25 protein-coding genes are annotated in these 24,827 nt (G+C 46.5%); 11 read left to right on the top strand and 14 right to left on the bottom strand.

The genetic code is table 11. The features are described 5' to 3' along the window. Positions 1-11 precede the first annotated feature (11 nt). Complete coding sequence (locus HYN46_RS03215; RefSeq protein ID WP_162818076.1) at positions 12-695, bottom strand: DUF4230 domain-containing protein; 684 nt, start codon at positions 693-695, stop codon at positions 12-14. 320 nt (positions 696-1,015) lie between these two features. Between HYN46_RS03215 and HYN46_RS03210 the strand changes: the two genes are divergently transcribed. From HYN46_RS03210 to HYN46_RS03185, 5 genes are all read left to right on the top strand, one after another. Then, a complete protein-coding gene (locus tag HYN46_RS03210) occupies positions 1,016-2,911 on the top strand; it encodes a monovalent cation:proton antiporter-2 (CPA2) family protein (protein WP_114898072.1) in 1,896 nt (631 codons plus the stop codon). A gap of 89 nt (positions 2,912-3,000) precedes the next feature. Then, positions 3,001-3,882, top strand: a complete 882-nt coding sequence (gene hslO / locus HYN46_RS03205) for an Hsp33 family molecular chaperone HslO (RefSeq protein WP_114900562.1) — start codon at positions 3,001-3,003, stop codon at positions 3,880-3,882. Positions 3,883-4,054: 172 nt separating this feature from the next. After that, the gene (locus HYN46_RS03200; protein ID WP_114898071.1) at positions 4,055-5,041 is read left to right on the top strand and encodes a M14 family zinc carboxypeptidase; all 987 of its coding nucleotides are present in this window, start codon (positions 4,055-4,057) and stop codon (positions 5,039-5,041) included. Positions 5,042-5,243: 202 nt separating this feature from the next. After that, positions 5,244-6,008 (top strand): DUF3761 domain-containing protein, encoded by a 765-nt coding sequence (locus HYN46_RS03190; protein ID WP_210009325.1) that lies wholly within the window; start codon positions 5,244-5,246, stop codon positions 6,006-6,008. Between the two features lie 126 nt (positions 6,009-6,134). Continuing rightward, positions 6,135-7,811, top strand: coding sequence for a SulP family inorganic anion transporter (locus tag HYN46_RS03185; protein ID WP_114898070.1), 1,677 nt, complete (start codon positions 6,135-6,137; stop codon positions 7,809-7,811). Here HYN46_RS03185 and HYN46_RS03180 read toward each other — a convergent pair. From HYN46_RS03180 to HYN46_RS03170, 3 genes are read right to left on the bottom strand one after another with little or no spacing between them, the layout of a single operon-like run. Then, complete coding sequence (locus HYN46_RS03180; protein ID WP_114898069.1) at positions 7,786-8,427, bottom strand: fumarylacetoacetate hydrolase family protein; 642 nt, start codon at positions 8,425-8,427, stop codon at positions 7,786-7,788. The two genes, HYN46_RS03185 and HYN46_RS03180, sit on opposite strands and share 26 nt — an antisense overlap. Positions 8,428-8,442: 15 nt before the next feature. Continuing rightward, on the bottom strand, positions 8,443-8,802 hold the full coding sequence (locus HYN46_RS03175) for a CPCC family cysteine-rich protein (protein ID WP_162818075.1): 360 nt from the start codon (positions 8,800-8,802) through the stop codon (positions 8,443-8,445). A gap of 1 nt (position 8,803) precedes the next feature. Beyond that, the gene (locus HYN46_RS03170) at positions 8,804-10,225 is read right to left on the bottom strand and encodes an FAD-binding oxidoreductase (protein WP_114898067.1); all 1,422 of its coding nucleotides are present in this window, start codon (positions 10,223-10,225) and stop codon (positions 8,804-8,806) included. Positions 10,226-10,331: 106 nt separating this feature from the next. On the opposite strand from HYN46_RS03170, the gene serA reads away from it, so the two are divergent. Further along, positions 10,332-11,564 carry a phosphoglycerate dehydrogenase gene (gene serA, locus HYN46_RS03165; protein WP_114898066.1) on the top strand — a complete coding sequence of 411 codons (1,233 nt, stop codon included), beginning with the start codon at positions 10,332-10,334 and terminating at the stop codon, positions 11,562-11,564. A gap of 171 nt (positions 11,565-11,735) precedes the next feature. Continuing rightward, positions 11,736-12,716, top strand: coding sequence for a lactonase family protein (locus HYN46_RS03160; protein WP_114898065.1), 981 nt, complete (start codon positions 11,736-11,738; stop codon positions 12,714-12,716). 22 nt (positions 12,717-12,738) lie between these two features. On the opposite strand, the gene HYN46_RS03155 is transcribed toward HYN46_RS03160, so the two are convergent. Continuing rightward, entirely contained in the window at positions 12,739-13,755 is a 1,017-nt protein-coding gene (locus tag HYN46_RS03155) for a zinc-binding alcohol dehydrogenase family protein (protein ID WP_114898064.1), read from the bottom strand. A gap of 238 nt (positions 13,756-13,993) precedes the next feature. On the opposite strand from HYN46_RS03155, the gene HYN46_RS03150 reads away from it, so the two are divergent. From HYN46_RS03150 to HYN46_RS03135, 4 genes are all read left to right on the top strand, one after another. Continuing rightward, on the top strand, positions 13,994-14,494 hold the full coding sequence (locus tag HYN46_RS03150; RefSeq protein WP_114898063.1) for a hypothetical protein: 501 nt from the start codon (positions 13,994-13,996) through the stop codon (positions 14,492-14,494). A gap of 30 nt (positions 14,495-14,524) precedes the next feature. Next, positions 14,525-15,019 (top strand): cupin domain-containing protein, encoded by a 495-nt coding sequence (locus HYN46_RS03145; RefSeq protein ID WP_114900560.1) that lies wholly within the window; start codon positions 14,525-14,527, stop codon positions 15,017-15,019. A gap of 213 nt (positions 15,020-15,232) precedes the next feature. Continuing rightward, positions 15,233-16,177, top strand: a complete 945-nt coding sequence (locus tag HYN46_RS03140) for a lactonase family protein (protein WP_162818074.1) — start codon at positions 15,233-15,235, stop codon at positions 16,175-16,177. Between the two features lie 56 nt (positions 16,178-16,233). Next, on the top strand, positions 16,234-18,093 hold the full coding sequence (locus tag HYN46_RS03135) for a hypothetical protein (RefSeq protein WP_114898061.1): 1,860 nt from the start codon (positions 16,234-16,236) through the stop codon (positions 18,091-18,093). Positions 18,094-18,223: 130 nt separating this feature from the next. Here HYN46_RS03135 and HYN46_RS03130 read toward each other — a convergent pair whose 3' ends face one another. From HYN46_RS03130 to HYN46_RS03090, 9 genes are all read right to left on the bottom strand, one after another. After that, positions 18,224-18,988 (bottom strand): sulfite exporter TauE/SafE family protein, encoded by a 765-nt coding sequence (locus HYN46_RS03130; protein ID WP_114898060.1) that lies wholly within the window; start codon positions 18,986-18,988, stop codon positions 18,224-18,226. Between the two features lie 68 nt (positions 18,989-19,056). Then, positions 19,057-19,632, bottom strand: coding sequence for a GNAT family N-acetyltransferase (locus HYN46_RS03125; protein WP_114898059.1), 576 nt, complete (start codon positions 19,630-19,632; stop codon positions 19,057-19,059). Between the two features lie 17 nt (positions 19,633-19,649). Continuing rightward, the gene (locus HYN46_RS03120; RefSeq protein WP_114898058.1) at positions 19,650-20,420 is read right to left on the bottom strand and encodes a TenA family transcriptional regulator; all 771 of its coding nucleotides are present in this window, start codon (positions 20,418-20,420) and stop codon (positions 19,650-19,652) included. Between the two features lie 173 nt (positions 20,421-20,593). Beyond that, positions 20,594-21,025, bottom strand: coding sequence for a roadblock/LC7 domain-containing protein (locus tag HYN46_RS03115; protein ID WP_114898057.1), 432 nt, complete (start codon positions 21,023-21,025; stop codon positions 20,594-20,596). Further along, the gene (locus HYN46_RS03110) at positions 21,022-21,573 is read right to left on the bottom strand and encodes a GTP-binding protein (RefSeq protein WP_114898056.1); all 552 of its coding nucleotides are present in this window, start codon (positions 21,571-21,573) and stop codon (positions 21,022-21,024) included. Before HYN46_RS03110 ends, HYN46_RS03115 begins: the two co-directional genes overlap by 4 nt. A gap of 27 nt (positions 21,574-21,600) precedes the next feature. Beyond that, on the bottom strand, positions 21,601-22,569 hold the full coding sequence (locus HYN46_RS03105) for a hypothetical protein (protein ID WP_114898055.1): 969 nt from the start codon (positions 22,567-22,569) through the stop codon (positions 21,601-21,603). 72 nt (positions 22,570-22,641) lie between these two features. Then, on the bottom strand, positions 22,642-22,998 hold the full coding sequence (locus HYN46_RS03100; RefSeq protein WP_114898054.1) for a roadblock/LC7 domain-containing protein: 357 nt from the start codon (positions 22,996-22,998) through the stop codon (positions 22,642-22,644). A gap of 210 nt (positions 22,999-23,208) precedes the next feature. Then, a complete protein-coding gene (locus tag HYN46_RS03095) occupies positions 23,209-23,760 on the bottom strand; it encodes a TPM domain-containing protein (protein WP_114898053.1) in 552 nt (183 codons plus the stop codon). Further along, positions 23,754-24,824 carry a TPM domain-containing protein gene (locus HYN46_RS03090; protein ID WP_114898052.1) on the bottom strand — a complete coding sequence of 357 codons (1,071 nt, stop codon included), beginning with the start codon at positions 24,822-24,824 and terminating at the stop codon, positions 23,754-23,756. The genes HYN46_RS03095 and HYN46_RS03090 overlap by 7 nt, the downstream gene beginning before the upstream one ends. Positions 24,825-24,827: the final 3 nt, after the last annotated feature.

Here is a 24,827-nt window from a genome sequence, read left to right as displayed (position 1 = left end):
AGTCCGATTCATCATGTTCCTTCACATGGCAGTGGGTTAGTCACATTAACCGTCATATCGATATTCATCGACTTCAGTAACACCTCAACCTCTTTGCGAGTACTTTCACTGCTATTTTGCAAAATACCTGACATACACGCATTGTGCTTCATTTGTTGACGCACCTCCTCCAATTGAGACTCAGTCATGGAAGTCCCAAGCTGTACAGCTGATTTCTGTCCTGTTTTGATGTCATAGGTGGAGACATCGTCCAGATGTACCGAAATCATTTCAGCAAGGGGGAGCTGTAAACTGGCCGGTGCTGACAAGTTTAGATTTGCACGGGTCAGCTCACTCAAATCCACACCCGCAAGAACAGTCCCCTGCACAATCGTTAACTGCTGTTGATTAGGCTGCCATAACGCACTGCCATCTTGAACACTAATTTGTGGCAAGATCATTTGTGTGCTGTATAAAACGGGCACCAATACATTTAATTGCGGTAAGGTCGATAATATTCGATCAGCAGGCGTAACCATGGGGGGACTACTCACGCTGGCGGCGGCAGTCAGGTCTTGAGACGAAGCACTTGCAGCATGTTGCTTATTGGCTTTAAAACCCACATAAGAAATGCCCAATAACATGATAATAATCAGCGCAATCCACATCAAAAATTTGGAATGGATGATCGCACTTGGTAATACAGATTCTTTCATCAGTAACTGACACTCGATATATTTGACTGCATTAAAGACATGCATTCCTATTTAAAAAATTGGCCTGTCCTTGACTCGCATTGCTCTAGCATCAGAATAAATTTGATCTTTATAAAAATATAACATGATTTTGATAAGATCAAAAATGCCAGTCCACTTTGAACATAGTTGCATTCTAAACATTCGAAAACACTATTCATTCTTATTATTTTTTGTAGCGTTTTTCATTTCGCCACAATCTGCTGGCATGACACTTGTTATCATTAAAGAGGATTAATAAATACTCTTATTTGCGTTAGATTTTTTGGAGTTGCCTATACATGACACTTCTTGTGCAAGCCACCATTTTTTTAGGCGCCGCTATCTTACTGGTTCCATTGGGTCGCCGTTTTGGACTCGCGACTGTCTTGGGCTATTTGCTCACGGGTGTGGTGCTGGGCCCCAGTGGATTTAATGTTGCGGGGAATACTGAAGCCGTCATGCATTTTGCCGAATATGGCGTGGTCATGCTGCTCTTTCTAATCGGGCTTGAGCTGCAACCATCAAGACTCTGGGCACTACGTAAACCCATCTTTGTGCTAGGTGGCTTACAAGTTTTGGTGACAGGCGCGATTTTAATGCTTGTGGTGTGGTTTATTTTTGGCGGTAAAAATAGCAGCCTTTTTGGCATCAACCTGAAAAGTCAGCTGAGTACCAGCTTTATTATCGGTTTTGGCTTCGCACTGTCTTCTACAGCCTTCGTTTTACAACTCCTGAGTGAAAAGCACCAACTCGCCAGTGCACATGGGCGAGATGCCTTTGCCATTCTGCTTTTTCAAGATATTGCGGTGATTCCACTACTTGCTCTACTGCCTCTGCTCAGCACCTCGGGGCTTCATGATGATGGAGAAGGGTTTAACCTAGTTTATTTTGCCAAAGTCATCAGTGTCTTTGTGGGTCTCGTGATCGCCAGTCGCTTTATTGTGCGCCCTCTATTCCGACTGATTGTGAGCAGTGGCGCAAATGAACTTCTGACCGCTGTAGCCTTGTTTTTTATTCTGGGCGTTGCGTTGTTGATGGATCAACTGAATATCAGTATGGCTCTTGGTGCCTTCCTTACGGGCGTACTCTTAGCCGACTCAGAATATCGTCATGAAATTGAAGCCAGTATTTTGCCTTTTAAAGGCTTATTACTGGGACTATTCTTTATGTCGGTGGGTATGAGTACCAACCTCAATCTCATTATCGCCGAACCCGTCCTTATTATTGGGGGAGCATTAGGTTTAATGCTCTTTAAGTTTGCAACGCTGGTATCCATTGCGCGTTTAATGGGAAATCGGGTCGCAACCAGTATTCGCCTAGGTGTGGCACTCGCACAAGGTGGTGAATTTGCCTTTGTGGTCTTTAACACTGCCGTATCACAAAAGGTTCTTGCGCCAGAGATTGCAGAACCGTTGATTTTGATCGTAACGCTATCGATGGCACTAACGCCATTGGCCTTTCTTATACTTGAAAAATTCCTCGAACCGCAATTTGCCAAAGCACAACCGGGGCGGGAATATGATGAAATTCCCAGCAATGAGCATCAGGTGATTATTGCTGGTTTTGGTCGAGTCGGTCAGATTGTCGGCCGGATATTACGCATCCATAAAATTGAATTTACAGCCGTGGAGAGTGATGTCCGTCAAGTTGATTTTGTGCGTAAATTTGGTAACTCCGTTTATTATGGCAATCCCAATAATCCAGAAATCCTGCGGGCGGCAGGAATTGCACATGCCAAACTCTTTATTTTGGCACTGGACAATGTGGAAGAATCCATTGCGACGGCAAAATACATCAGTCGCACCTATCCTGATGTCAAAATTATTGCACGTGCGCGTGATCGGACGCACTACTATCGCTTACGTGAAGCCGGCGTTGACATGGTATGGCGGGAAACCTATCTCTCATCGCTCGGTATGGCGCATGCATCCTTAATCGCACTCGGTTTTGAAGAAGAAGACGCAACAGAAAGCATCGAAATCTTCAGAGATTACGATGAAGAGCTCCTGGAGAGACAACAAGCCGTGTATAACGATGAAAGCAAGATCATCGAGTCTGCACGCGCTTCAATGGTTGAACTCGAAGGATTATTTGACAGCGATGCGCGTGAAGCCCGCAAAAAAGCCTCGGCTGAACATCACGAGCGCACTGATCGGATCAGTGTCGCACGTCGAGAGTCCAATAAAGGGGCATAAACCACGGTCATCGCACGAGGATGGATCTTGATAATTTCGGGATTCATCCCCATTTAAATCGCTTAAATCAGTTATTTTTTGAGAAGCCAATGACGTCAACCGATCATCGCCAACGTTTTTATATTGATAACAGTCCAGTGCGTGGCGATATTGTTCATATCAATACAGCCCTTGAGACCATCTTGCAGCAGCGCACATACCCCAACGCCATCGCACTGATGCTGGGTGAAATGTTGGCGGCCGCAGCACTTCTAGCGACCACATTAAAGTTTAGTGGTCGTTTGAGCTTGCAAGCTCAAGGGAGCGGTGACCTCAAATGGGTCATGGCTGAATGTACCGATCAAGGTGAACTACGCGGATTGGCTGATTGGGATAGCGAAGCTGATTTAAGTCACCTACATACCAGCGCCGATGCACTTGCTGCACTCACGGATGCTGTTTTATTTATCAATATCGAGCCCAAGGATGGCGAACGCTATCAAGGGATAGTGCCCCTTGAAGAGCAGACGATCGCCGCTTGCTTGGCTCAGTATTATGATTTGTCGGCTCAAGTCCCTACCCAGATTTCTCTCGCCTGTGATGGTCAACATGCCGCTGGTCTTCTCATTCAGCTCCTCCCGCGCACCTCCGATGAAGAACAGGAGCACGTTGATGAGGATTTATGGCCTCGCCTCACCATACTCACCCAGACGATGACCCCTAAAGAACTGATTGAGCTGCCAGCAAGCGAAATTTTGCACCGTCTCTATCATGAGGAAGATGTACGTCTACCCGAATCAGAACCCCTGCAATTTGGCTGCACCTGTTCTCGAGAGCGCTGTATTGAAGCACTGATCCAAGTTGGCCAAGCGGCCGTCGAAGAAATCTTGGCAACGGATGATGAAATTGAAATGGATTGTCAATTCTGTAATACGGCGTATCGTTTTGGGCCTGTCGAGGCCATGGCTTTATTTGGTTTACGGGTTAGCTAAACCAAATAAAACCCAACAGTGACTCCTAACGAAAACCGAAAAGACTGAGTTAATGATTTAGCTCAGTCTTTTTTTTATGAACATTCATGATCTTGTCATCGTATATTGTCATATTGGAGTTTAGTATCGACATCACCCTTTTTTTAAACGTTGTATTGCGCTGGACACAAGCATGTTTGAAATTGCTGAACTCTCCCAACTTGACGTTATTCGTACCCATCCTCTTGTCCGTTCACGCATTTTGGCAGAGGTCGATGGTTTGCCGATCTGGGAACTCAGCATTGGCAGCGAAGAAGAACAAGTGCCCACTCTGGGACTCTATGCGGGTATTCATGGCAACGAGCGCATCGGATCACAAGTCCTCTTGGCATGGCTTGAACATACGCTCAGTTGTCTTGCTTGGGATAGCTCACTACAAGACCGTCTCAAAAAAATGCGGATCGTCAGTATCCCGTTGATTAATGTCACGGGCTTGCAGCAAGGAACACGGGCGACCTCAAAAGGGATCGATCTGATGCGGAATGCCCCTATTGATGCGCAAGAGCCCTATGTCTGGCCTCTCGCAGGGCAAAAAGTCAGTCGCTTCTTGCCTTGGTACCGCGGTCGTACTTTGGCACCGGAGAGCCAAGCACTGATTGACAGCGTGATGCAGGCTCATCAAAAAGCCAACTTCATGATGGCAATGGATCTTCATTCCGGCTTTGGCGCGAATGATCGCTTATGGTTTCCCTATGCTGCACACCGGATGCCACCGCCTCATCTTGCTGAAGCCGTCGCACTCTGTGACTTGTTCAATCAGAATTATCCACTGCATGATTTTTATAAAATTGAGCCACAAAGTATTCACTACACTACCCACGGTGACCTGTGGGACTATTTGTATGATAAGGCCAATACAGTCAATGGTTCCCTACTCCTTCCCTACACGTTAGAGATGGGGTCATGGCTTTGGTTGCGTAAGAATCCGCGCCAGTTTTTCCAGCGCTTTGGCTTGTTTCATCCGATGCTGCCCCATCGATTACGTCGTGTGCTGCGCCAGCACTGGACCATTCTGGACTTTCTCATGCGCGCGACTGCAGACTATGAGCATTGGGTACCCGATGAATTATCACGAATGAGCTTGCATCAGGCAGGTATCGAACGCTGGTATCGATCATGACTTTTCTGCACAATTCGAACATTTATCAAACATTATTATTTGTAAATCATAAACAAAAATAAATCACATCAAGCTATTATCGCGCTAGGATCTCGATATGGTCATGATGACCAAGCACGTCAATGCTTTCGTCTTCCGCCAATGTTAATTATAGCTGTCCTTAATTTTTTGATAATCAATTTGACTTAAAGCGAGAACTCATATGAAAGCATTATTCGCATCTGCAGCACTTATGCTTGGCCTCATGACCACAGGTGTTTACGCAGCGGATGTTGCCGCGCCAGCAACCGCCCCAACAGGTTCAACCGGCCTCTGTAACGACGGATCATACTACAATGGCACCGCAAAAAAAGGGGCATGCCGTGGACATAAAGGCGTCAAAGACTGGTACGGCACAGGTACCGCAGCTGCCGCAGTGACCACAACCGCTGCACCTGTAGCACTACCGAAGAAAACGACTGTGACCACAACAACGTCAGTTGCAGCAACGGGCCCTGCTCCAGCAGGTGCAACAGGTCTATGTAATGATGGCACTTACTACACAGGCGCAAACAAAAAAGGCGCATGTCGTGGACATAAAGGCGTCAAAGATTGGTACGCAACAGCTGGTGCAACCACTGCCGCAACGACAACCACGACAGCACCTGCCGCCGCAGCGCCAGCACCTGAAAAGAAAGGCTTCTCATTATTCGGTAAAAAACCAACGGAACCTGCAGCAGCCCCTGCGCCAGCCGCAGCGCCTGCACCAGCAACCGTAGCGGCTAAAGCTGCCCCTGCTGCTGCAGTAACTGCTGGTGCGGTCGCTGCTGGCGGCGGCGCTGGACAAGTATGGGTCAACACCGATTCAAACGTCTACCATTGCCAAGGTTCACACTGGTATGGCAAAACCAAACAGGGTCAATATATGACTGAAGCAGCTGCGAAAGCCGCTGGTGCACGTCCTGACCATAACAAGGCTTGCTCTTAATCAAATCCAGATTAAGCCGTAAAACGTTCGTTCTGAAAAAAACGCCGACAACTTTTAAGATGTCGGCGTTTTCATTTATATTGATCACAACAAGAACAACCCCTCAATGGATAGCCCACGCATATCATGACTAACCCCACTCAAAGCCTCGCAGCGAACCCCTCACGTCTCGCCGATCTTGTCGCTGGCCTTTCCATTGCAGGATTACTGCTGCCAGAAGCGGTGGCATATTCCGGCATTGCAGGCATGCCGCCTCAAGCGGGTGTCATTGCGTTGTTGATTGGGCTCCTTTGTTATGGATTCATCGGGACAAGTCGTTTTGCAATTGTCTCAGCGACGTCGTCATCTGCAGCCGTTTTGGTTGCGGCAGTTAGCTCTATGGCTGGCCCAGATCTATCCCTGCGTCTTTTACTGGCCAGCGGACTGGTCATTCTGACGGGCGTTTTCTTTATCCTTGCGTCGGTTGCGAAACTCGGCGAAGCTTCAAACTTCATTGCCAAACCCGTCCTTCGTGGTTTTGCCGTGGGTTTGGCGATTACGATTGTGATTAAACAGTTTCCCAATATCATCGCCATTCACCCAACTCATTCTGATATTTTTCGTTATGTGAATGATTTAATCATCGCCTCTCCACAGTGGAATCTGACGGGCTTATTGATCGCTGTTGTCGCATTGACTCTACTCAAAGTTTTAGCGACATGGCGCGCGGTTCCCGGGGCACTGATTGTGATTGCAGCAGGGATTGCATTGGATGTTTCTGGTTTTACCACATCACATGGCGTTGCTGCTGTCGGTACGATTAATCTAAGCCTCAGCATGCCGACTATTCCAGACCTCACTCGTACAGAATGGCTTCGACTTGGGGAGCTTGCGGTTGCCATGGTGATGATTCTATATGCCGAGTCTTATGGTGCCATTCGTACCTTTGCCATTCAACATGGCGACCCTTCTGCACCTAATCGAGACTTGATGGCGTTTGGCATTGCTAATATTGCTTCGGGTTTATTTCAGGGCATGCCTGTTGGTGCAGGATATTCCGCGACATCCGCCAATGAATCGGCGGGCGCACAAAGTCGTTGGTCTGGTTGGATTGCCGCCATCGTCGTGTTGATTCTCGTGCTGACGTTATTACCTTGGATTGAGCACACACCAGAACCTGTACTCGCAGCAATCGTGATACATGCCGTCAGTCATAACATTAGCTGGCAGACATTCCGCCCCTATTTCCTGTGGCACCGGGATCGAATTATTGTCATCTCAGCCCTCGTTGCAGTATTGGTATTGGGTGTTTTGGATGGATTGCTGGCAGCGATTGGCGTCAGTCTAATCATGATGCTACGCAACTTATCAGAGTCACGGGTGGCGTGGCTTGGGGAACTGGGGGACACTCGTGATTATGTGGATATTAAACGTCATCCTGACGCAAAGACTCTCCCGAATGTGCTGATCGCACGTCCAGAATCATCGCTCTTCTTTGCCAATGCCGAACGTATCTTTGGCATGATACACGATCAAGTGCTCAATTTACCCGCCACTCAAATCGTGATTATCAGCTTTGAAGAGTCACCCAACCTCGACAGCACCAGTCTGGAAGCACTCCGCGACTTTGCCGATGCGATGCAGAAAAAGGAAGTAAAGCTACTCTTAGCACGTGTCAAAGATCCACTGCGTGATATTTTACAACGTGCTAATTTCCCAGAGATCCCAGCATCCTGCTATGACCCACGCAGTGTCTATGATGCCGTTAGTGAAGCCAGAGCTCAGAATACATCAGCAACTAGCGAACAAACGTCTTCCAGCTAACTGCGCCAAGCTGGGTATCGAGTGTCATTTCCAACTGATCACCGGCGTGCAGAGCCGCTACACCTGCCGGTGTACCCGTCATCACGACATCGCCTTTTTCTAGCGTAAAGGTATGGCTGATATGGGCAATCAGCCCAATCACATCAAACAGCATATGTGAGGTTTCACCGGTTTGGCGGGTCTCGCCGTTGACTTTAAAGGTATAACTTGCATTCTTATAGTCGGTGATGAAATCCGGTGCCAGCCAATCGCCAAGCACGCACGAGCCATCAAAAGCTTTGGCCCGCTCCCAAGGATAGCCTTGTTTCTTGAGGCTATTTTGCAAATCCCGTAAGGTGAGATCCAATCCTAGAGTCACACCTGAAATGGCTGCGCGGGCTTGTACTTCATCCGCATCTTTTAGCGTCTGTCCAATTTGGATTGAGAGTTCACACTCAAAATGACACTCACCCAGTCCATCTTTCCAAGTAATACCCTCATCTAAACCAATTAAGCTGCTTGGGGGCTTGATGAAAAGAATAGGTGGCTCAGATAAAGGGTTCGGTACCGCATTACCAAGTTCTTTGGCATGATCTGCATAGTTGCGGCCAACACAGACGATTTTAGTGGGTTTCATTTAAGTGACCTAAATTCAATTATTTAACCAATACGGGATGAATTGCGGGGAAACATCTGGCTCTAAACTACTTTGCTCATGATCAATCTCAAAGCCTTTCCACTTAATGGCTTTTGCCCAAAGTGGAAACCATCGATCATCTAAATACTCATTTCCCAAAGGGATACGCACATTTTTAATCAGGTCAAATCTACATGCCGCGAACTGAACATAGTTAATTTGGGCAACAGCCAAACTCACTTGATTTGTACCGCCATCAGTAAACGGATATTGAAGTTGAGTCCAATCATCCTCCCAGAAACAAATGGGGCAAATATCGTATGAACCATAATTGACAAAAACAAAATGGCCGCAACACGGGCAGGCATTAAGCAACTTAAAAAATCTTCCCAGGATTCATAATCCCTTTCGGATCGAAGACCTTTTTGATTTCACGTAGATATTCAATTTCCACTTCATCACGCGTGTAATGCAGATAGTCTTTCTTGGTCATGCCGACCCCGTGTTCAGCAGAGATCGAGCCATCATATTTCTGCACAGTTTCAAAAACATGCTTATTGACGACTTTACACTTCTCAAAGAATTCGTCTTTAGTCAGATTGGCAGGCTTCAAGATATTCAAATGCAAATTGCCATCACCAATATGACCAAACCAGCAAATCTCAAAGTCTGGATAAAACTCGGTCACAATCGCGTCTATATCCGCGATAAATGCAGGCACATGGGTAATCAAGACCGAGATGTCATTCTTATACGGCGTAAATGCCGCAATGGTTTCGCTAATGTCTTCGCGCAAACGCCACAACGTCGCGGCTTGACTCTGATTTTGACTCATCACGCCATCAATCACCCACCCCTGCTCCATACAATGCTCAAAGGTCTGCATTGCATCATCTACCACCGCTTCAAACTTACCTTCAAACTCAAGTAATACGTAGAATGGACATGCAGACTCAAACGGACGCGGAATACCGGTGTGAGCAATGACTTTTTGAATCGCGAGTTCATTAAAGAACTCAAATGCAGTCAGATCCAGACGATTTTGGAAGGCTTGTAAAATGTGCATCACCGCAGCAAATTCGGGCACACCCAGAACTAAGACACGTAAATCCTGCGGCTGACGTTCCAGTTTGATGTCCACTTCACAAACGATACCCAGTGTACCTTCCGCACCAATCATCAGATGACGTAAATCATAGCCAGTAGCATTTTTGATCATGCCTTTATTCAAACGAAGGATATCACCTTTGCCCGTCACAACCGTCATGCCTAGAACCCACTGACGGGTCATACCGTATTTGATGACTTTAATTCCGCCAGCATTGGTACCGATATTGCCGCCGATCTGGCTGGAACCGGCTGACGCGAAATCTACGGGATAGTACAAACCTTGCTCTTCGGCAAATTGCTGTAATTGTTCAGTCACTACACCCGCCTGAATCCGCACCATACGATCCGCAGGCAAGAAATCAATCACTTTATTCATGCGATCAAGACTAACCACGATCTCGCCATTGGCTGCAACCGCACCCGCTGACAAGCCTGTACGACCGCCACTAGGGGTAATGGCAATGCCAAACTCGTTGGCCAACTTCACCACTGCTTGTACTTCAAGCGTATTCGCTGGGAAAACCACGACCGATGGATTGGGCTCGAAATGCTTGGTCCAGTCCTTACCCCAAGTTTTCAAGGTATCGCTGTCCAAGTGCACACGCGCCTCGCCCACAGCTTGCTGCAAACGGGTGATCAACTCTGGCGGTAAAACTGGGGTTGTTAAGCTGTTTTGTGGCGCATTCATGTATGAAAACCTATAAGGACGGTCAAGCAATAAAAGATTGTAATATGTTACCATAGCCGCCTATTTTGTGGCGAAGCACCAATTGCGTTAATTTTGAGAGCACATCATGAGTCAGCAGTTTTCTTTGGAAAAAGATAAAATCCGTTTCTTGCTTCTCGAAGGCGTTCACCAGACCGCCCTCGATGAGCTCCATGCAAATGGCTACACCAACATTGACTATCGTAAAACTGCGCTGGACGAAGATGCGCTGATTGAAGCGATCAAAGATGTGCATTTCTTGGGTATTCGCTCCCGCACCAACGTGACTGAAAAAGTCCTTGATGCCGCTAACAAACTGACCTCTATTGGCTGTTTCTGTATTGGAACCAACCAAGTTGATTTAGATGCAGCACTCGCACGTGGCGTACCTGTATTTAACGCACCGTATTCGAATACCCGCTCAGTCGCTGAACTGGTACTCGGTCAACTAATTCTATTACTGCGCGGCATTCCTGAAAAAAATGCCTTGGTGCATCGCGGCGGCTGGTCAAAATCAGCTGAAGGCTCATACGAAGCCCGTGGCAAGACTTTAGGTTTGGTCGGTTACGGTTCTATTGGTTCTCAATTGTCTGTTCTGGCTGAATCACTGGGTATGAAAGTGATTTACTTTGACGTGGTCACCAAATTGCCCTTGGGTAATGCGCGTCAAGTGGGCAGCATGGATGAGTTGTTATCTACCGCTGATGTGGTTTCACTGCACGTCCCACAATTACCATCGACCAATAACATGATGGCCGCAGAACAATTTGCCAAAATGAAAAAAGGCTCAATTTTCATCAATGCAGCACGCGGTACTTGTGTGGTGATTGATGACTTGGCTGCAGCCATTGAAAGTGGTCATCTGGGCGGCGCTGCGATCGACGTCTTCCCGAAAGAGCCAAAAGCAAACGACGAAGAATTCTTGTCTCCACTGCGTAAGTACGACAACGTGATTTTGACTCCGCATATCGGAGGCTCAACCCTCGAAGCGCAGGCCAACATCGGTCTGGAAGTTGCTGACAAGTTTGTACGCTACTCTGATAGCGGCGCAACCATCACTTCGGTTAACTTCCCAGAAGTTTCGATTCCGAAGCAAGAAGGCACACATCGTCTGCTGCATATCCACAAGAACGTCCCCGGCGTATTGTCTGCGGTCAACACCTTGTTTGCGCAGAACAACATTAATATCTCTGCACAAAGCTTGATGACTAAGGGTGACATCGGGTACCTCGTGATGGATGTAGATGATGATGACTCTGCACGGGCATTTGAAAAACTGCAAAGTGTAGAAGGCACCATGCGCGTACGCGTACTCTACTAATCAAAGAATGATGTCAAAAAAACCTCGCAAACAGCGAGGTTTTTTTATAGCCATAACAAAGCAGTTGCAAAAAAATACGATCCAATAACGAGGTACTCAAAATCTGGATGTAAAACACCACTATGATGGAGCTTATTCTGATCAAAATATGCTGGGTAAGGAAAGAATTCTATGAGAAAACTTGCATTAGTTGTGAGCTTATCTATCCCGCTCTTTATTGCCGCCTGTACAAAAACAACAACAATTGGCCATGCCTACTTTGTCAGTCCTGCAAATAACAGTATCTACGATTATAGTATTCGTCAAAATAATTCGAGTACAGGAAGCAGCAGTACGACGGAGAATACACTCACGTTGCTATCAACCCTTGCACTGCCTACCACGGGCACAGACTTTTCTCTGGCATCAGATATAGCGGGTAAATACCTGCTGGTTGCTAACAATACAACAGGCGCACTCAGCACCTATACCATTGACGATGCAGGAGCATTGTCCACCGCTCCAGTCGCCACACTTAACTCACCAAGTGGTGCAAATCCTATCGGACTCACCATTGATGCCACAGGTCGCTTTGTCTATGTCGCGAATAGCGGTACAAGCAATAACTCAATTACGGAATACACCCTAGATAGCACAGGGACATTGAGCCTCAATAGCACTCTAAGCTTATCCAATACCGCTCCCAATGCCATCGTCAGCAATCCGACCAAACAAGTGGTCTATGTCCTGACCGGAAATACACTGATCTCAACGTATGCAATCAGTAGTACCGATGGCACGCTCTCCCTAGCATCTACTGCCGAGTCGCCTGTATCCACCGTAGGCGCTTATGATTTGGCGATAAGCCCGAATGGACAGTATGCCTATGTCGTCACAACAACAGGCATACATCAATACAGTATTGCTTCGGATGGCGGATTGACAGAAGTGTCGACACCCGTAGCTCTCGCCACTGGCACGGCACCCTATACCATTGCGGTTGATCCTTCCAACCAATCCGTTTATGTCACTAATACAGACTCAGCCAATATTTCGGTCTACACCATCGGAACGAATGGTGCGCTCACTTATCAGTCGGCAATCGCAGGGTCTGCCAGTGATATCAGCTCACAGGCCGTCAATAATCGCACCGAGCCCCAAGCTGCAAGTTGATGCAACGGCTATAAAACCAAGATCAGAACCCTTCAAGAACAATCTTGCCTTTTGCCTGCCCACTTTCGATGAAAGCATGGGCACGGCGTAAATTTTCAGCATTGATCTTGCCAAAATTTTCACCCAAAGTGGTTTTTAGCACGCCTTGATCAATCAGATCAGATACGCGGTTGAGCAAATGATGCTGCTCAATCATATCAGGGGTATGAAATATCGGACGGGTGAACATCAGTTCCCAATGCAGTGAAATCGACTTCCTTTTCAGTTGCATAATATCCAAAGGCTTTGCGGGATCATCAATGAGTGCTAGACGCCCTTGTGGTGCCAAAGCAGCGACAATTTGCTCATAGTGCTGATCGGTTTGCGTCAGGCTTGCGACAAAAGTCACCTCCGGAATGCCTATGCGCTTTAATTCTTCAGACAACGGTTTGCTGTGGTCGATGACATGATGAGCGCCCAGTGCTTTAACCCACTCTGCGGTCTCTGGACGCGAAGCCGTGCCTATCACGGTAAGACCGGTAAGTTGCCTTGCCAATTGCGTCAAGATGGAACCCACACCGCCCGCAGCACCAATAATCAAGAGTGTTTGACCGCGATCGGCCTTGCCCTCCACCACTTGCAGACGCTCAAATAACAACTCCCATGCCGTAATACTGGTCAATGGCAATGCCGCAGCCGCCGCAAAATCAAGACTATGAGGCAAGCGACCAACGATACGCTCATCAACCACATGATGTTCACTATTACTGCCCGCACGAGCAATCGAGCCTGCGTACCACACGCGATCATTCGGTTTAAATAACGTGACTTTAGGACCCACCGCTTTAACGATACCCGTTGCATCCCAGCCCAGCACTTTGTACTCGCCAGAGGGTGGTTGTGCATTTTTGCGCACCTTGGTATCCACGGGATTTACCGATACCGCACGAACCTCAACCAATAAATCATAATCCCCAATGGGTGGTTCAGGCAGCTCGATATCCAATAACGACTCTGGATGATCGATCGGTAAAGACTGACTATATCCAACTGCTTTCATCATCAAACTCCATATTTTCATACCATCCGATACATTAATATAAAATCATTAAAAGACATGTCTTTTTTTGTGAATTAGAACTCGGCTAGCTTCCATCCTTGATCCTCATCACGAGATTCCAAGCAATCAACTTAACCTAATGGAAAATTTAGGTTATTCTCGTACGATATAAGCGTATTAATCCAAAACAATTGTTACTCATTGATATCCATCTTTACTTTTTTTAAAGGATTTTATTTTGCTTCGATCCTATTTATTTCTATTTCTCATCACCGCCTCAATCAACATGATGGCAAATGCTGCTGATCAATACACCTTACATCAAGAAACACCGACAACAGGATCCAATATCCCTGCAGTCACTGCAATAGGTGATATTGACTTCAATAAGCGCTATGCGGATTTAACGCCAAATGAAGTTGCTTCTGTAAAAAATCAGTATGAAAAGCTGGGAGATCAAGATGAGCCGCCTTATCCCATAAATGGCATGAAACCGCTTATGAATGATATTGTCAGAATTCAAAGTGCCGTGCTGGCCAGCGGTGATTTGTTTGCAGCAGTCAGTGTCGATGCAAAGGGTGATGGACAAAGCGTTAAGTTTTATCAAATTCCCGATCCAGAAATGACAAACCCCATCGCATTTGTCCTACTAAAAACAAAATATAAGCCTGCGCTTTGTTCTGGGCAGCCATGTGCGATGGACTTTCCATTCAAAATGAAATTTAAAGTCAAACTATAACCTTGATTGAGATTGATGGAGATTACCGCAGTGGCAGACAGAAACTCTTCGATCAATGCCGAGGGCATTTTTGAGCCGTTTTCTACAGATGAAGCGCCTTGGGAGGAATTTTCTCATGGGCAACGCTTTGCCAGCCGCTTCAAACGACTCGATAAATTTGGCGGTGGGGCGCATGTCGGCGTCTGTCTTGAGGAGCTTGAGCCAGGCAAACAATCGGGTCCTGCGCATTACCATATGCTCGAAGAAGAGCACCTTTATATTCTTGAAGGCAGCCTTACTCTCCGCCTTGGCGACAAAACATTCGAGCTTTCAAAAGAAGACTATGTCTGCTTTCCTGCGGGTCAAAAAGCAGGGCATACACTGATCAATCACAGCGATAAAACCTGCCGCTATCTCATCATTGGAGAGAAAAACCCACATGAAGTGACCCTCTATACCGACAGTGGGCGTATTCAGGTTCGCTTGGTTCAAGAAGGCTATGATCAGTCTCAAACCATGGAATATTGGGAAGGTGAAGATAATTAGAAGACTTACAATCTCATCCTAAAAAAAAACCATCGAGCAACACATCCCTCAAAGTACACGTTTAAAGCCTCTCTAGCATGAGCCCATCGACAATGGATGCTCAAGTTTTGGCATGCATTGCCAAACTCAAATACAGATTACCTCTCAAGATGCCTTCAATAACGGCTAAGAGTGTGTCTGCTAGATCTTTTTTACGCTGGGGGGATGAATGAAATGATCAAGAAAATAACGCTTTTGGCGAGTTTAACCATACCGCTGTTTTTAGCAGCGTGTGGTAGCGGTTCAGACAGTACAACGACTCCAGCCCCGACGGTAGGGCATGCGTATTTAGTCAATCCAACCAATAGTAGTATCTATAACTATAGTATTGGCAACAATGGCGCCTTTACTTTAGCGTCTACACTACTGTTGCCAACATCGGCTTATGGGTTCGCCATTGCAACAGACCCAACGGGTCAATATGCTTTTGTGGCAGACAATACAACGGGAACGATCTTCAGCTATAGCATCGGTAGTAATGGTGCTCTGTCTACAACGCCCTCGGCAACATCCAGCTCTCCAGCAGGTGAATATCCCTCAGCACTCGCCATTGATTCTACAGGTCAATACGCCTATGCCGCTAATGGCGCCAGCGACAATGATTCGATTTCAGAATATGCCATTGGAACCAATGGCGCATTGTCACTCCTGACCACGCTGGATCTATCCGGAGCTCGACCCAACGCCATTGCTGTGAACCCCAAAGGACAATACGTGTATCTGGTGACGGGTAACTCCCTCATCTCTGAATATGCCATTACTACGAACGGCACATTATCACCCGTTGCCACCTCTCCAATGACAGCAACAGGGGCCTATGGCATCACCATCGACCCTGCAGGTCAGTACCTATACGCGGCAACATCTGCGGGCGTCTTTGAATACTCGATTGGTTCGAATGGCGCATTATCCCCAATCTCAACCCCTGTGGCCGTAGTCGGCAATGCGCCTTATTCCATTGCCGTAGACCCGACCGATAAATTTGCTTATGTCACTGATACCGGTAGCAGCAACATCTCAGTTTATTCCATCGGCTCTAACGGCGCCTTGGCACCGATGCCCGCACTCTCTGCTCCTGCGACCTATATTTCCTCTATCGCCATTACCAGTCATTTGTAACCAAAGCTCCGTTGATCAAATGACCGAATAACCTTACAGAATAGAGAACCTCCATCATGTTAAATTTACGATCAATTGCAGCGCTAAGCGTCCTCACGCTCTCTTTAACTGCCTGTGGCGATGGCTCTAACTCGAATAACCTGAGTGTCTTGCAAACCAGTCTAATCAGTGGCACTGCAGCGACTGCAAACGGCCCCATAACCAATGCCATGAATGCCACGGTGACGCTCAAAGACTCTTCTGGCCCCGCCAAAACAGCAAGCACTACGGTAGATAGCCAAGGACATTTTGCATTTACCGTAGATCAAGTCGAGGGGTTTGCGACACCATGGATGATTGAAGTCAGTTATCAAATCGGTGGAACCACTTACTATTTACATTCCGCGGTCACCTTTGCGGATTACGCCAATGGTAATGCTACCGTCAATGTCACACCTCTCACCGATGTCGTTGTAGGGAATATTCTTGGCAATGATCCCCATAGCGTGTTTGCTAATGGCGGTTTTGCTGCGGCCTTGACCTCGACCGCGCTCACCAGTGGCGTTCAATCACTAAATACGCTGCTGCAGCCACTCTTTTCTGGATTAGGCATCACCTCAACCAATCCTGACTTACTCCATCAAGCCTTTACCGTTAATCACACGGGGCTGGATGCATTGATCGATGCAGTTCACGTCAATATTGATCCGCTGAGCAAAACCGAAGTCATCACTAATGCGCTAAATGGTAATTCGATCAGTGGTACGCTCAATGCGCCCCCTACAACCCCCTTGTCTACAGTAGGCAGCGCTAGTCTCAGTGACCAGCAATCTATCGCTTCTTTTTTGAATAGTTTAGCCGCGATATTTGCCAATCAACCCACTCCAACATCCCCATCATTATTGGCGTTTTTTGATCAAAGCAATTTTGTACAAGACGGCGTATCACTCTCCGCATATCTGCAAAAAACCATAAGTAATACTCAAGTCACTGGAGGAGCATTGGCTTTTACTGACATTGTATTAGCCAGCACACCCTCCTTTGCAACACTGCCAGCAGGTGCAAGTAGTCCATATCTGGTGAGCTTCACAGCCATACAAAATAATAAACCGACAGGCCGCTACAACTATATTATTTATAAAACGAGCGCTGGCTCTTGGCGTATTTTAGGCAATCAGCAAAGAGCCAAGATTGATTTGAAGGCATTTGAAGGCGACAACAACAATACTCTCTGCAGCGGTCTACAATTGGACATTACCGATAACGGTGCGTTTAAAGACAGTAGCAATAACCCCTTGCCGATTAGCTATGCAACAGTTACGGGTCTAGGCATCGATTCCAACCTGCTATTCTTCCAAAATGGCAGCTCAACCAGCCTAACGCTTGCCAACGGCGATGTCAGCAGTTATGCCGGTACAAATACCAAGCCTGCAACGAACTGCTATAGCAATGTATATGCCATGGATGATGCTCATATCGGGCAAATTAACCTATCTAACCTGCCCGCAAACTATACGGTGACGCTTTATAATGTAACGGGTACACAAACAACAATATTGGCAACATACCCCGTCCAACTGTTTGCGCCCCCTCTCACCTCGACCGATCTTACAACAACCATTTTCCCAAGCGCGATGAGTGTATCACCCGCACTATCTACTTCTGCAACAAGTGGTACACCACTTACCGTAAGTTGGACTGTGCCCTCTGCCAATACGACACTGATCACCAGTAATAACTTACTTCCGAGCAACTTATACCTGTCAGTCAGTGGAACAGCCGGAGGGGGTCACAGTCTGACGAATATTCCACTCGGATATACGCAAGTAACTGTCACACCACCCGCTACAACGTCAGCCAATGCCGGAAAAATCACAGTCGGCTACATCGACTCCTTCTTCCGGAATATCTGGACAAGCCCAGCATCTGGTTTCTAAACCCGTTCGAAAGCGTCGTACTATAAGACAAAGCCCAGTCATGCTGGGCTTTGTCTCGCTACATACGCAATCATCAACTCAAAATCGATTCTGTTTTCCAAACGCGTATCTTATAGATACCAAGGAGCCACTATCTCAACATCCCCCACCCCATCTTACCAATCAGACCGATCAGCAAGACTAAAAACAACACCCGCACAAAACCTGCCCCATGCTTCAGGGCGAGTCGCGTACCCGTTAGAGAGCCCATGATATTACACACCGCCATGATGAGTGCAATCTGCCACAGCACATGCCCCGTTGGGACAAAATATAAGAGTGCCGCGGCGTTGGTTGCCACATTGACCAACTTGGACGCGGCGGAAGCATGCAGAAAATCAAATGAAAATAGTCGAATGAATAAAAAAATCAGAAAACTGCCTGTCCCCGGACCGAACACCCCGTCATATAAACCAATCGCGCCACCTGACAAAACCCCCAGTAGTTTCTCTCGCCGTCCCACGACTAAATGGGTATGTAATAAACCAAATTCCTTTTTATGAAAAGTATAGATCGCCATGACGATCAGCAAAACAAAAACCACCGGCTGCATAATGGACTTTGGGATCAAAGACACGATCGCCGCACCGGTGAATGACATGACAAATGCAGCCAGCATTGCCGGGATAATCAGAGCCCACGGTAACTTTACACGGCGCACATAAGACCATGCAGCAGAGAGCGTCCCAGAAATTGCGGCGATTTTATTGGTGCCAAAAATCGTGGCAGGCAAGGCGTTCGGTAGCGCATTGAACAGCGCAGGAATTTGAATGAGGCCACCTCCGCCAACCACCGAATCAATCAATCCGGCACAGAAGGCAAAGAAACCGAGGAATAGAAGATCAGGGGGTTGCATAGGCAAAAATACAGCAAGATGAATAACGCTATGATAGCGTTAAATTGACCGAATGGTGCACATACTAACTACCAAAGCTCACCAATGCGCCACTCAGCAGAAAGACTATCGGCTAATGAAAGGTTAGGCGTCGTCACCAAGCGATGAATCATCACCTCATCATCGGGTGTGGCAATCAACTGTTGATCTTGGCGTATAAAAAGATCCCCTTGCCAAAGCTCCCAGCCTAAACGTGCATAAAATTCTGAGTCCTCAGGGTATAAAGCGGCCAATTGATAACGCGAAGTGGTGACCTGTGGTTCAATGAACTGCAGCTCATCATTTTGGATATAGTCGATCAGAAACTTGAGTAATTGCGAGGCCAGACCTTGTCCTTGTCGGGTGGGCTCAGTGGCAACATATTCGACATAAGCCGTTTTAAGAGGTACCCCTTGCCCCACCACTAAAAAGCGGTCAACCCAGAGTGCATGTGACACAATATTTACACCATCCCGTCCAATCACATGATAGGCCGAATTCAGGTAGTCGTAGTCACACCAAACATCCTCTCCGTATGCACGCGTGCATAAATCTCGAATAGCCTGATGATCAGATGATGTTAAATCGCTTGCGAGAATAACCTGAAGCTCAATGAGTGTATGCATCTACTCGGCCAAGATAGTTAAATGGCGCCATAGCAATGGTCAATTGCGAGATGGTAATAGCCTAAACCCTGTTCAGCCGCATGACGGGCTTTTTCTTGTTGTACAGGATCGTGATCACACAGACGCTTCACTAACTCCATCGCTTCGTGCGGATGCTCATCATCATACTGTGCATGCGCACGTAGCCAAGCCAGTGTACGGGTATCAATCGTCATTCCGGCTTTATTTGCATAAGCCTGCATCCCTTTGAAGACTTTGATGGTCCAATCTCCTGTGGCCCATTCAATCGCAAGATTAGTCGCTGCAATACCCTCAGCCAATGTACCGTAGGTATTGATATTCCATAAGAAATGGTTGACTGCATTCATTGCAGGTGGCGGAGTGACGTGATTGAGCGCAGAAATCGGGACACCAAAACCTTCAGCCCAGTCACGATACCAAAACAAATGGCGCTCTTCTGTTTTGATGTTACGGATCAGCCAATTACGTGCTTCAAGCACGCCGGGTTGTTCAAAACGAATCGCTTTGGCCAAGTTCAGCGCCATATAAGAAGGAAAATGCCCGACCAATGGATAAAGATTCAGCAATGCGTATTTAAACCCTTCATGGGTCATTTTGCCATCGGCGATATCTTGAAAAAAAGGATGATTAGCAACTTGATCTTTAAGCGGCGTCAAAGACTGCCAAAACTCCGCAGCCCAACCCGTGTGAGGAGTTAGCTCTAAAATCTTGGAATATGAAGGCTGTACGGCAGATTTATCGTCAGCTTGTGTCACTAGGGTATTCATGATACTGATACTCCCTGCTCAGTAGGGGCTTGCGAACCATTTTTATTAATTTACATATTATTTACAATTCGATAGTAGCCGTACAGAGATTCTTTGGCAATATAAATCTAATATTTGCTTAAATAATAAACAAAATCATCTTCTCTATCAAACCAGAAAAATTGCGCTTGCGTTCAAGCGCTATATTGCCGTTCAAGTTGAGCAATCTTCTGTGAGCTGACTTTAATTCTATGAAGTAAGTTGCCGAGCAAGACAGTACTGTCCGTAATAACCACCATCACCATAGGATGATCGACCGCAGGGATTGAAACAATCAGGGCCTTCCCGTTTTCTGCATCCAGTGTAATCGACTGACAACCGACCAAATTGATCTCAGTTAAAAAAGCCTTTACCAGTGCCAGAATCGAACTACTCACCGCCGCAAACTTACCGGCCTCGAAGTCAGGCTTTTTATGAACTGACGTGAGCTCAAAGCCATCGGTAGACGCGAGTAATACACTATCAATGCCTTGTAGATCATTCAGTAGCGCATTAATTTCAATATGCGCCGCCTGAACCAGAACCTGAGGGGCTTTTCTCCCCAAGGGAACATTTAACCCATTCACGATAACAACTCCCCATCTTTAACATTCATGCGTGCTTCAAAAGAAGCAATAATCACTTCAACTAATAATAAAACATCTTCACGATGTCTGGCATCCACTGTAAACAAAGGATAGTTGAGCTCGTTCTTCTCCAGCCATTCCCGATAGATTGCAACTGGACGCTCAAGCATCTCATCAACATGGGTCACACCGATGACAAGATGATTTATTTTTCCCTCAAAGGCTTGAATATAATGTTGCAGATCATCCAGTGGATTTGCCGCCGTATGGTCAATGAGAATGACTACACTCAAAGCACCTTGCGCGATAATCGGCCAAATGAAGCTAAAACGCTGCTGACCTGGCGTACCGTAGAGCCCGATTTTGGTATGCGAATCTAAAGTGATCTCTCCGTAATCAATGCCAACTGTCGTCAGCATCTTCTGGTGTGCTTCCTGATCGGTATTGGTCACTTCAGTCGTTAGAACGGAAATATCCGATAAGCTGGCAATCGCTTGCGATTTACCAGCGCCCATGGGACCACTAAATACGATTTTGTACTGTTGCATATTTAATTTATCTTCATCAAAAAAAGACTACAATCCTAAACGAAGTCGTAATTTAGAAAAAAATCCGCGTAAACCCAAAGCTTCGCGACCAGACATTCCTCCCCGTGCAACTGATGAATGACTGAACTCGGCAAGAGAATGCTTCGCAAGGTTTGCGGCAATCAATGAAGAAGCAAAATGCTGAACGCGCGGCAAAGAAATCTGACTTTTCTCAGCCACCTCACGCACTTTATACCCATGCTCGAAATATGCAGCCATACGTAAGGTATCTTTTCGATCTGATACCTTTGGATGAGGCCAAAACTTCAAATGAATATAGTCTTCTGGTGAAGCAAGCGTGAGTAAACGATCAGCCTGCCATAAGGTTTGCCAAATCCACTGGCGTAAATCATTAGGAAAATCAATAACTTCACGGCCATCTTTATTGGTCGAATACGTCACTTGCCAAGTATGATCAACTTTATTGGTTTGCGATTCTGTTTTGGTTAACCATATCTGCTCTTTGCGCGTATTGACGATCCCGATCAAACCATCTGCACTGAGGATTTTTGTTGGTCCCGCTTCTTTATCATGTATTTTTTCAAATAGAGAAAAATCAATCTGTTGATTAATCAATTGATCAGTTTTTTGCGAAAGAAAATGACTAACGGGCAATGAAGATAACTTAGGGAGCTTGGTATAGAGCCACTCTTGGAGCGGAGTTAATTCTGCAATCGGTAAATACAACGTTTCATTTCTAAAGACGCCATCTTGCCCGAATTCGGTAGAAATTTTTAGTTTAGGAATCTGACGCCCAGAGAGCATCTTTGACACATTCGCAGACTCTGCAAATGCGCTATGCACAATCAATAAATCAACAGTCGGCTCTGCAAGATTGACCCAGCGCAAGTCGAAATGGCTTGGAATAATCTGACGAAGACAATTTCGAATCGTAACGGTCGTCCCCACACTGAGACCAACGATTGATATATCCACTGAACTTTGCGGCATATTCATCTTGAAGTGTCACTAGAAAAATTTTTAAGGAGAAAGCAGTGAGTAAACGCTCACTGCTTGACTTACATTGAATTAAGAAAAATCGAGTTCTTTTTCAAAAGATTTCAATTCATGGCGCGCCATTGCAAGATTTGATTTGCTACGATCAAGTACCACGTAGATGAACAGCTTGTCATTGCGCTCCAGTGGGCGAATCAGGTGATATTGCTTACCAAGAGTGATCAAAATGTCTTCGATGCTATCATTCAGTTTCAGTGCACTTGCAACTTTACGCTTCGCACGAACAACTTCGGTATTACCAGCGGCAGCCAGTTCTAAATCAACTCCTGAACCAGCAACTGCCAACGCAAGACCACTTTCACTATCAACAACTGCAGCAGCAACAAAACCATCAATACTAGTCAATTCACTTAAGTTAAGTTTGGACATGACGAAACATCAACCTCTGAATAAAGATTTACAAGGAATAAAGAAAAATATGTTTAAAAAACAACAGAAATAGCTCAGTCGACGTCGCCATTTACCACAGATATGTGACACAAATCACACTAATCGAACTATAGCTTATTTTTATACCATTTGGTTGGTATAAATATCGCAAATTATGATCAAATGTCTAAATTTTATACAGATTATTTTTTATAAAAAAAGTGCTGCATCACTAAGCTCATTCCCCGCTTCAGAATCAAGGACAGTATAAAACTCAAGCAAGGTGTGACCGATCAACTCGATACCTAAAACCACGCCATGCTCATGTTTATTATCCCCAAGCTTAGCTGTGATTCGTTCGCAAATCGTCAGCCAACGATCAGGCGCAATTTTGGCATTGATGCCGCGATCGGCCACAATTTCTACGCGATGTTCACAAAGATTGATATACAACAATACACCACTATTGAGTTCGGTATCCCAGACCCCCAGCGATGCAAACAAGTCCCGTGCACGACCTGTTGCTCCTTGGAATAAGGCCGTATTTAAAGGGAGATGCCCCTCAATCACGACCTTAATCTCGCCCGCATGACCTGCCTCTGCAGCTTTGACCGCCTGTTCAATCGCTGATCGTGCAGCAGCATCAAACTGATGGCGTTCTTGCCAACGAAAGTAAAACAGCTGCTTTAACCAACGCACAAAACTGGTCGTCTCTACAGCATGATTCGGATCTAATTTTGTCTGTAAAACATCAGTTACCATGAGCCCGATGCGCCTCCACCGCCAAATGAACCACCGCCTCCACCATAACCGCCTCCACCTGAACCTCCGCCGCCTCGACCGCTCATGCTCAGTAGAATATTCAAAAACGGTAAAATGCCGACAAGGAGTAAAATAAATACCCCACCGCCCAGCAACAAACTGCTCGCTAGCCCCAGACCGGAAAAGAGACCAACGCCGACACCTGCTGCGGCAAGTCCGGTGGAATTAAGCACTCGACCAAAGATCATTTGCGTAAACTGACCGACCACCACCAAAACCAACAAGATTAAAATCAGACTGCCCGAAACGACATTGCCTTGTTGCCCAGAGCGTATTGCTTGCTGTTCCGCTTTTAATTGATCTGCCGCGGCTTTTGCGGTCTCTGGATCTTGTTGCAAAATACCATCAATGCGGTCAATGCCCGCATTCAAACCCGCCGCATAATTGCCCGTTTTAAACTGCGGGGTGATTTGTTCGCGGATGATTCGAGAAGCGATGACATCAGGGATTATGCCCTCTAGACCATAACCAGTTAAAATCTGCATCTTACGATCTTGCACGGCAACAACGATCAGCAAGCCATTATCGCGCGCGGCATCCCCCAGCTTCCAAGCAGAGAACACCCGACCAGCGTAATCAAAAATGGTTTCGCCTTGGGTCGTTTTGACCAGAATCAAACCAACCTGGGCACGACCAGCGCTATGAATTGCACGCAACTTGTCACTAATCTGCTGATTCTCTGCAGCACTCAGTGCACCAGCCTGATCAATCACAGGAGCATTAAGCGTAGGCAGTGTTAAAAAACCACCTCCAGCATCAACTGCCGCAGGTGTACTTGCAGTGGAGGCCACTGGTGCGCTGGCAGCTGTGGTCGCTAATGGCGTCGCAACCAACTCTTTAAGCGGCTTTAATGCCGTTGTTTTAGCGACTTGAGTTGCAATAACGGCATCAGCATCATCTTCAGCAGCCCATGCATTCGACTGCCCGATCATACTCACAAACATGACGAGCAACAGCAAATAAAGCCGCATCAGGGATGAGGTCGCAAAAGCGCGAGCATTCATGCG

The sequence above is a fragment of the Aquirhabdus parva genome (assembly GCF_003351745.1).
GTDB lineage: Bacteria > Pseudomonadota > Gammaproteobacteria > Pseudomonadales > Moraxellaceae > Aquirhabdus > Aquirhabdus parva.
The sequence above is the reverse complement of the archived record's forward strand: the minus strand, read 5'-3'. Positions and strand labels throughout refer to the sequence as shown.

Excerpts from the sequence above, each read along its gene's own strand:
- HYN46_RS03170 (WP_114898067.1), bottom strand. The coding sequence starts at position 10,225 with ATGAATGCGCCACAAAACAGCTTAACAACCCCAGTTTTACCGCCAGAG.
- HYN46_RS03210 (WP_114898072.1), top strand. The coding sequence starts at position 1,016 with ATGACACTTCTTGTGCAAGCCACCATTTTTTTAGGCGCCGCTATCTTA.
- serA (WP_114898066.1), top strand. The coding sequence starts at position 10,332 with ATGAGTCAGCAGTTTTCTTTGGAAAAAGATAAAATCCGTTTCTTGCTT.
- HYN46_RS03110 (WP_114898056.1), bottom strand. The coding sequence starts at position 21,573 with ATGCAACAGTACAAAATCGTATTTAGTGGTCCCATGGGCGCTGGTAAA.
- HYN46_RS03090 (WP_114898052.1), bottom strand. The coding sequence starts at position 24,824 with ATGAATGCTCGCGCTTTTGCGACCTCATCCCTGATGCGGCTTTATTTG.
- HYN46_RS03135 (WP_114898061.1), top strand. The coding sequence starts at position 16,234 with ATGTTAAATTTACGATCAATTGCAGCGCTAAGCGTCCTCACGCTCTCT.
- HYN46_RS03120 (WP_114898058.1), bottom strand. The coding sequence starts at position 20,420 with ATGAATACCCTAGTGACACAAGCTGACGATAAATCTGCCGTACAGCCT.
- HYN46_RS03105 (WP_114898055.1), bottom strand. The coding sequence starts at position 22,569 with ATGAATATGCCGCAAAGTTCAGTGGATATATCAATCGTTGGTCTCAGT.
- HYN46_RS03200 (WP_114898071.1), top strand. The coding sequence starts at position 4,055 with ATGTTTGAAATTGCTGAACTCTCCCAACTTGACGTTATTCGTACCCAT.
- HYN46_RS03180 (WP_114898069.1), bottom strand. The coding sequence starts at position 8,427 with ATGAAACCCACTAAAATCGTCTGTGTTGGCCGCAACTATGCAGATCAT.
- HYN46_RS03155 (WP_114898064.1), bottom strand. The coding sequence starts at position 13,755 with ATGAAAGCAGTTGGATATAGTCAGTCTTTACCGATCGATCATCCAGAG.
- HYN46_RS03140 (WP_162818074.1), top strand. The coding sequence starts at position 15,233 with ATGATCAAGAAAATAACGCTTTTGGCGAGTTTAACCATACCGCTGTTT.
- HYN46_RS03160 (WP_114898065.1), top strand. The coding sequence starts at position 11,736 with ATGAGAAAACTTGCATTAGTTGTGAGCTTATCTATCCCGCTCTTTATT.
- HYN46_RS03100 (WP_114898054.1), bottom strand. The coding sequence starts at position 22,998 with ATGTCCAAACTTAACTTAAGTGAATTGACTAGTATTGATGGTTTTGTT.
- HYN46_RS03125 (WP_114898059.1), bottom strand. The coding sequence starts at position 19,632 with ATGCATACACTCATTGAGCTTCAGGTTATTCTCGCAAGCGATTTAACA.
- hslO (WP_114900562.1), top strand. The coding sequence starts at position 3,001 with ATGACGTCAACCGATCATCGCCAACGTTTTTATATTGATAACAGTCCA.
- HYN46_RS03185 (WP_114898070.1), top strand. The coding sequence starts at position 6,135 with ATGACTAACCCCACTCAAAGCCTCGCAGCGAACCCCTCACGTCTCGCC.
- HYN46_RS03190 (WP_210009325.1), top strand. The coding sequence starts at position 5,244 with ATGAAAGCATTATTCGCATCTGCAGCACTTATGCTTGGCCTCATGACC.
- HYN46_RS03215 (WP_162818076.1), bottom strand. The coding sequence starts at position 695 with ATGAAAGAATCTGTATTACCAAGTGCGATCATCCATTCCAAATTTTTG.
- HYN46_RS03095 (WP_114898053.1), bottom strand. The coding sequence starts at position 23,760 with ATGGTAACTGATGTTTTACAGACAAAATTAGATCCGAATCATGCTGTA.
- HYN46_RS03130 (WP_114898060.1), bottom strand. The coding sequence starts at position 18,988 with ATGCAACCCCCTGATCTTCTATTCCTCGGTTTCTTTGCCTTCTGTGCC.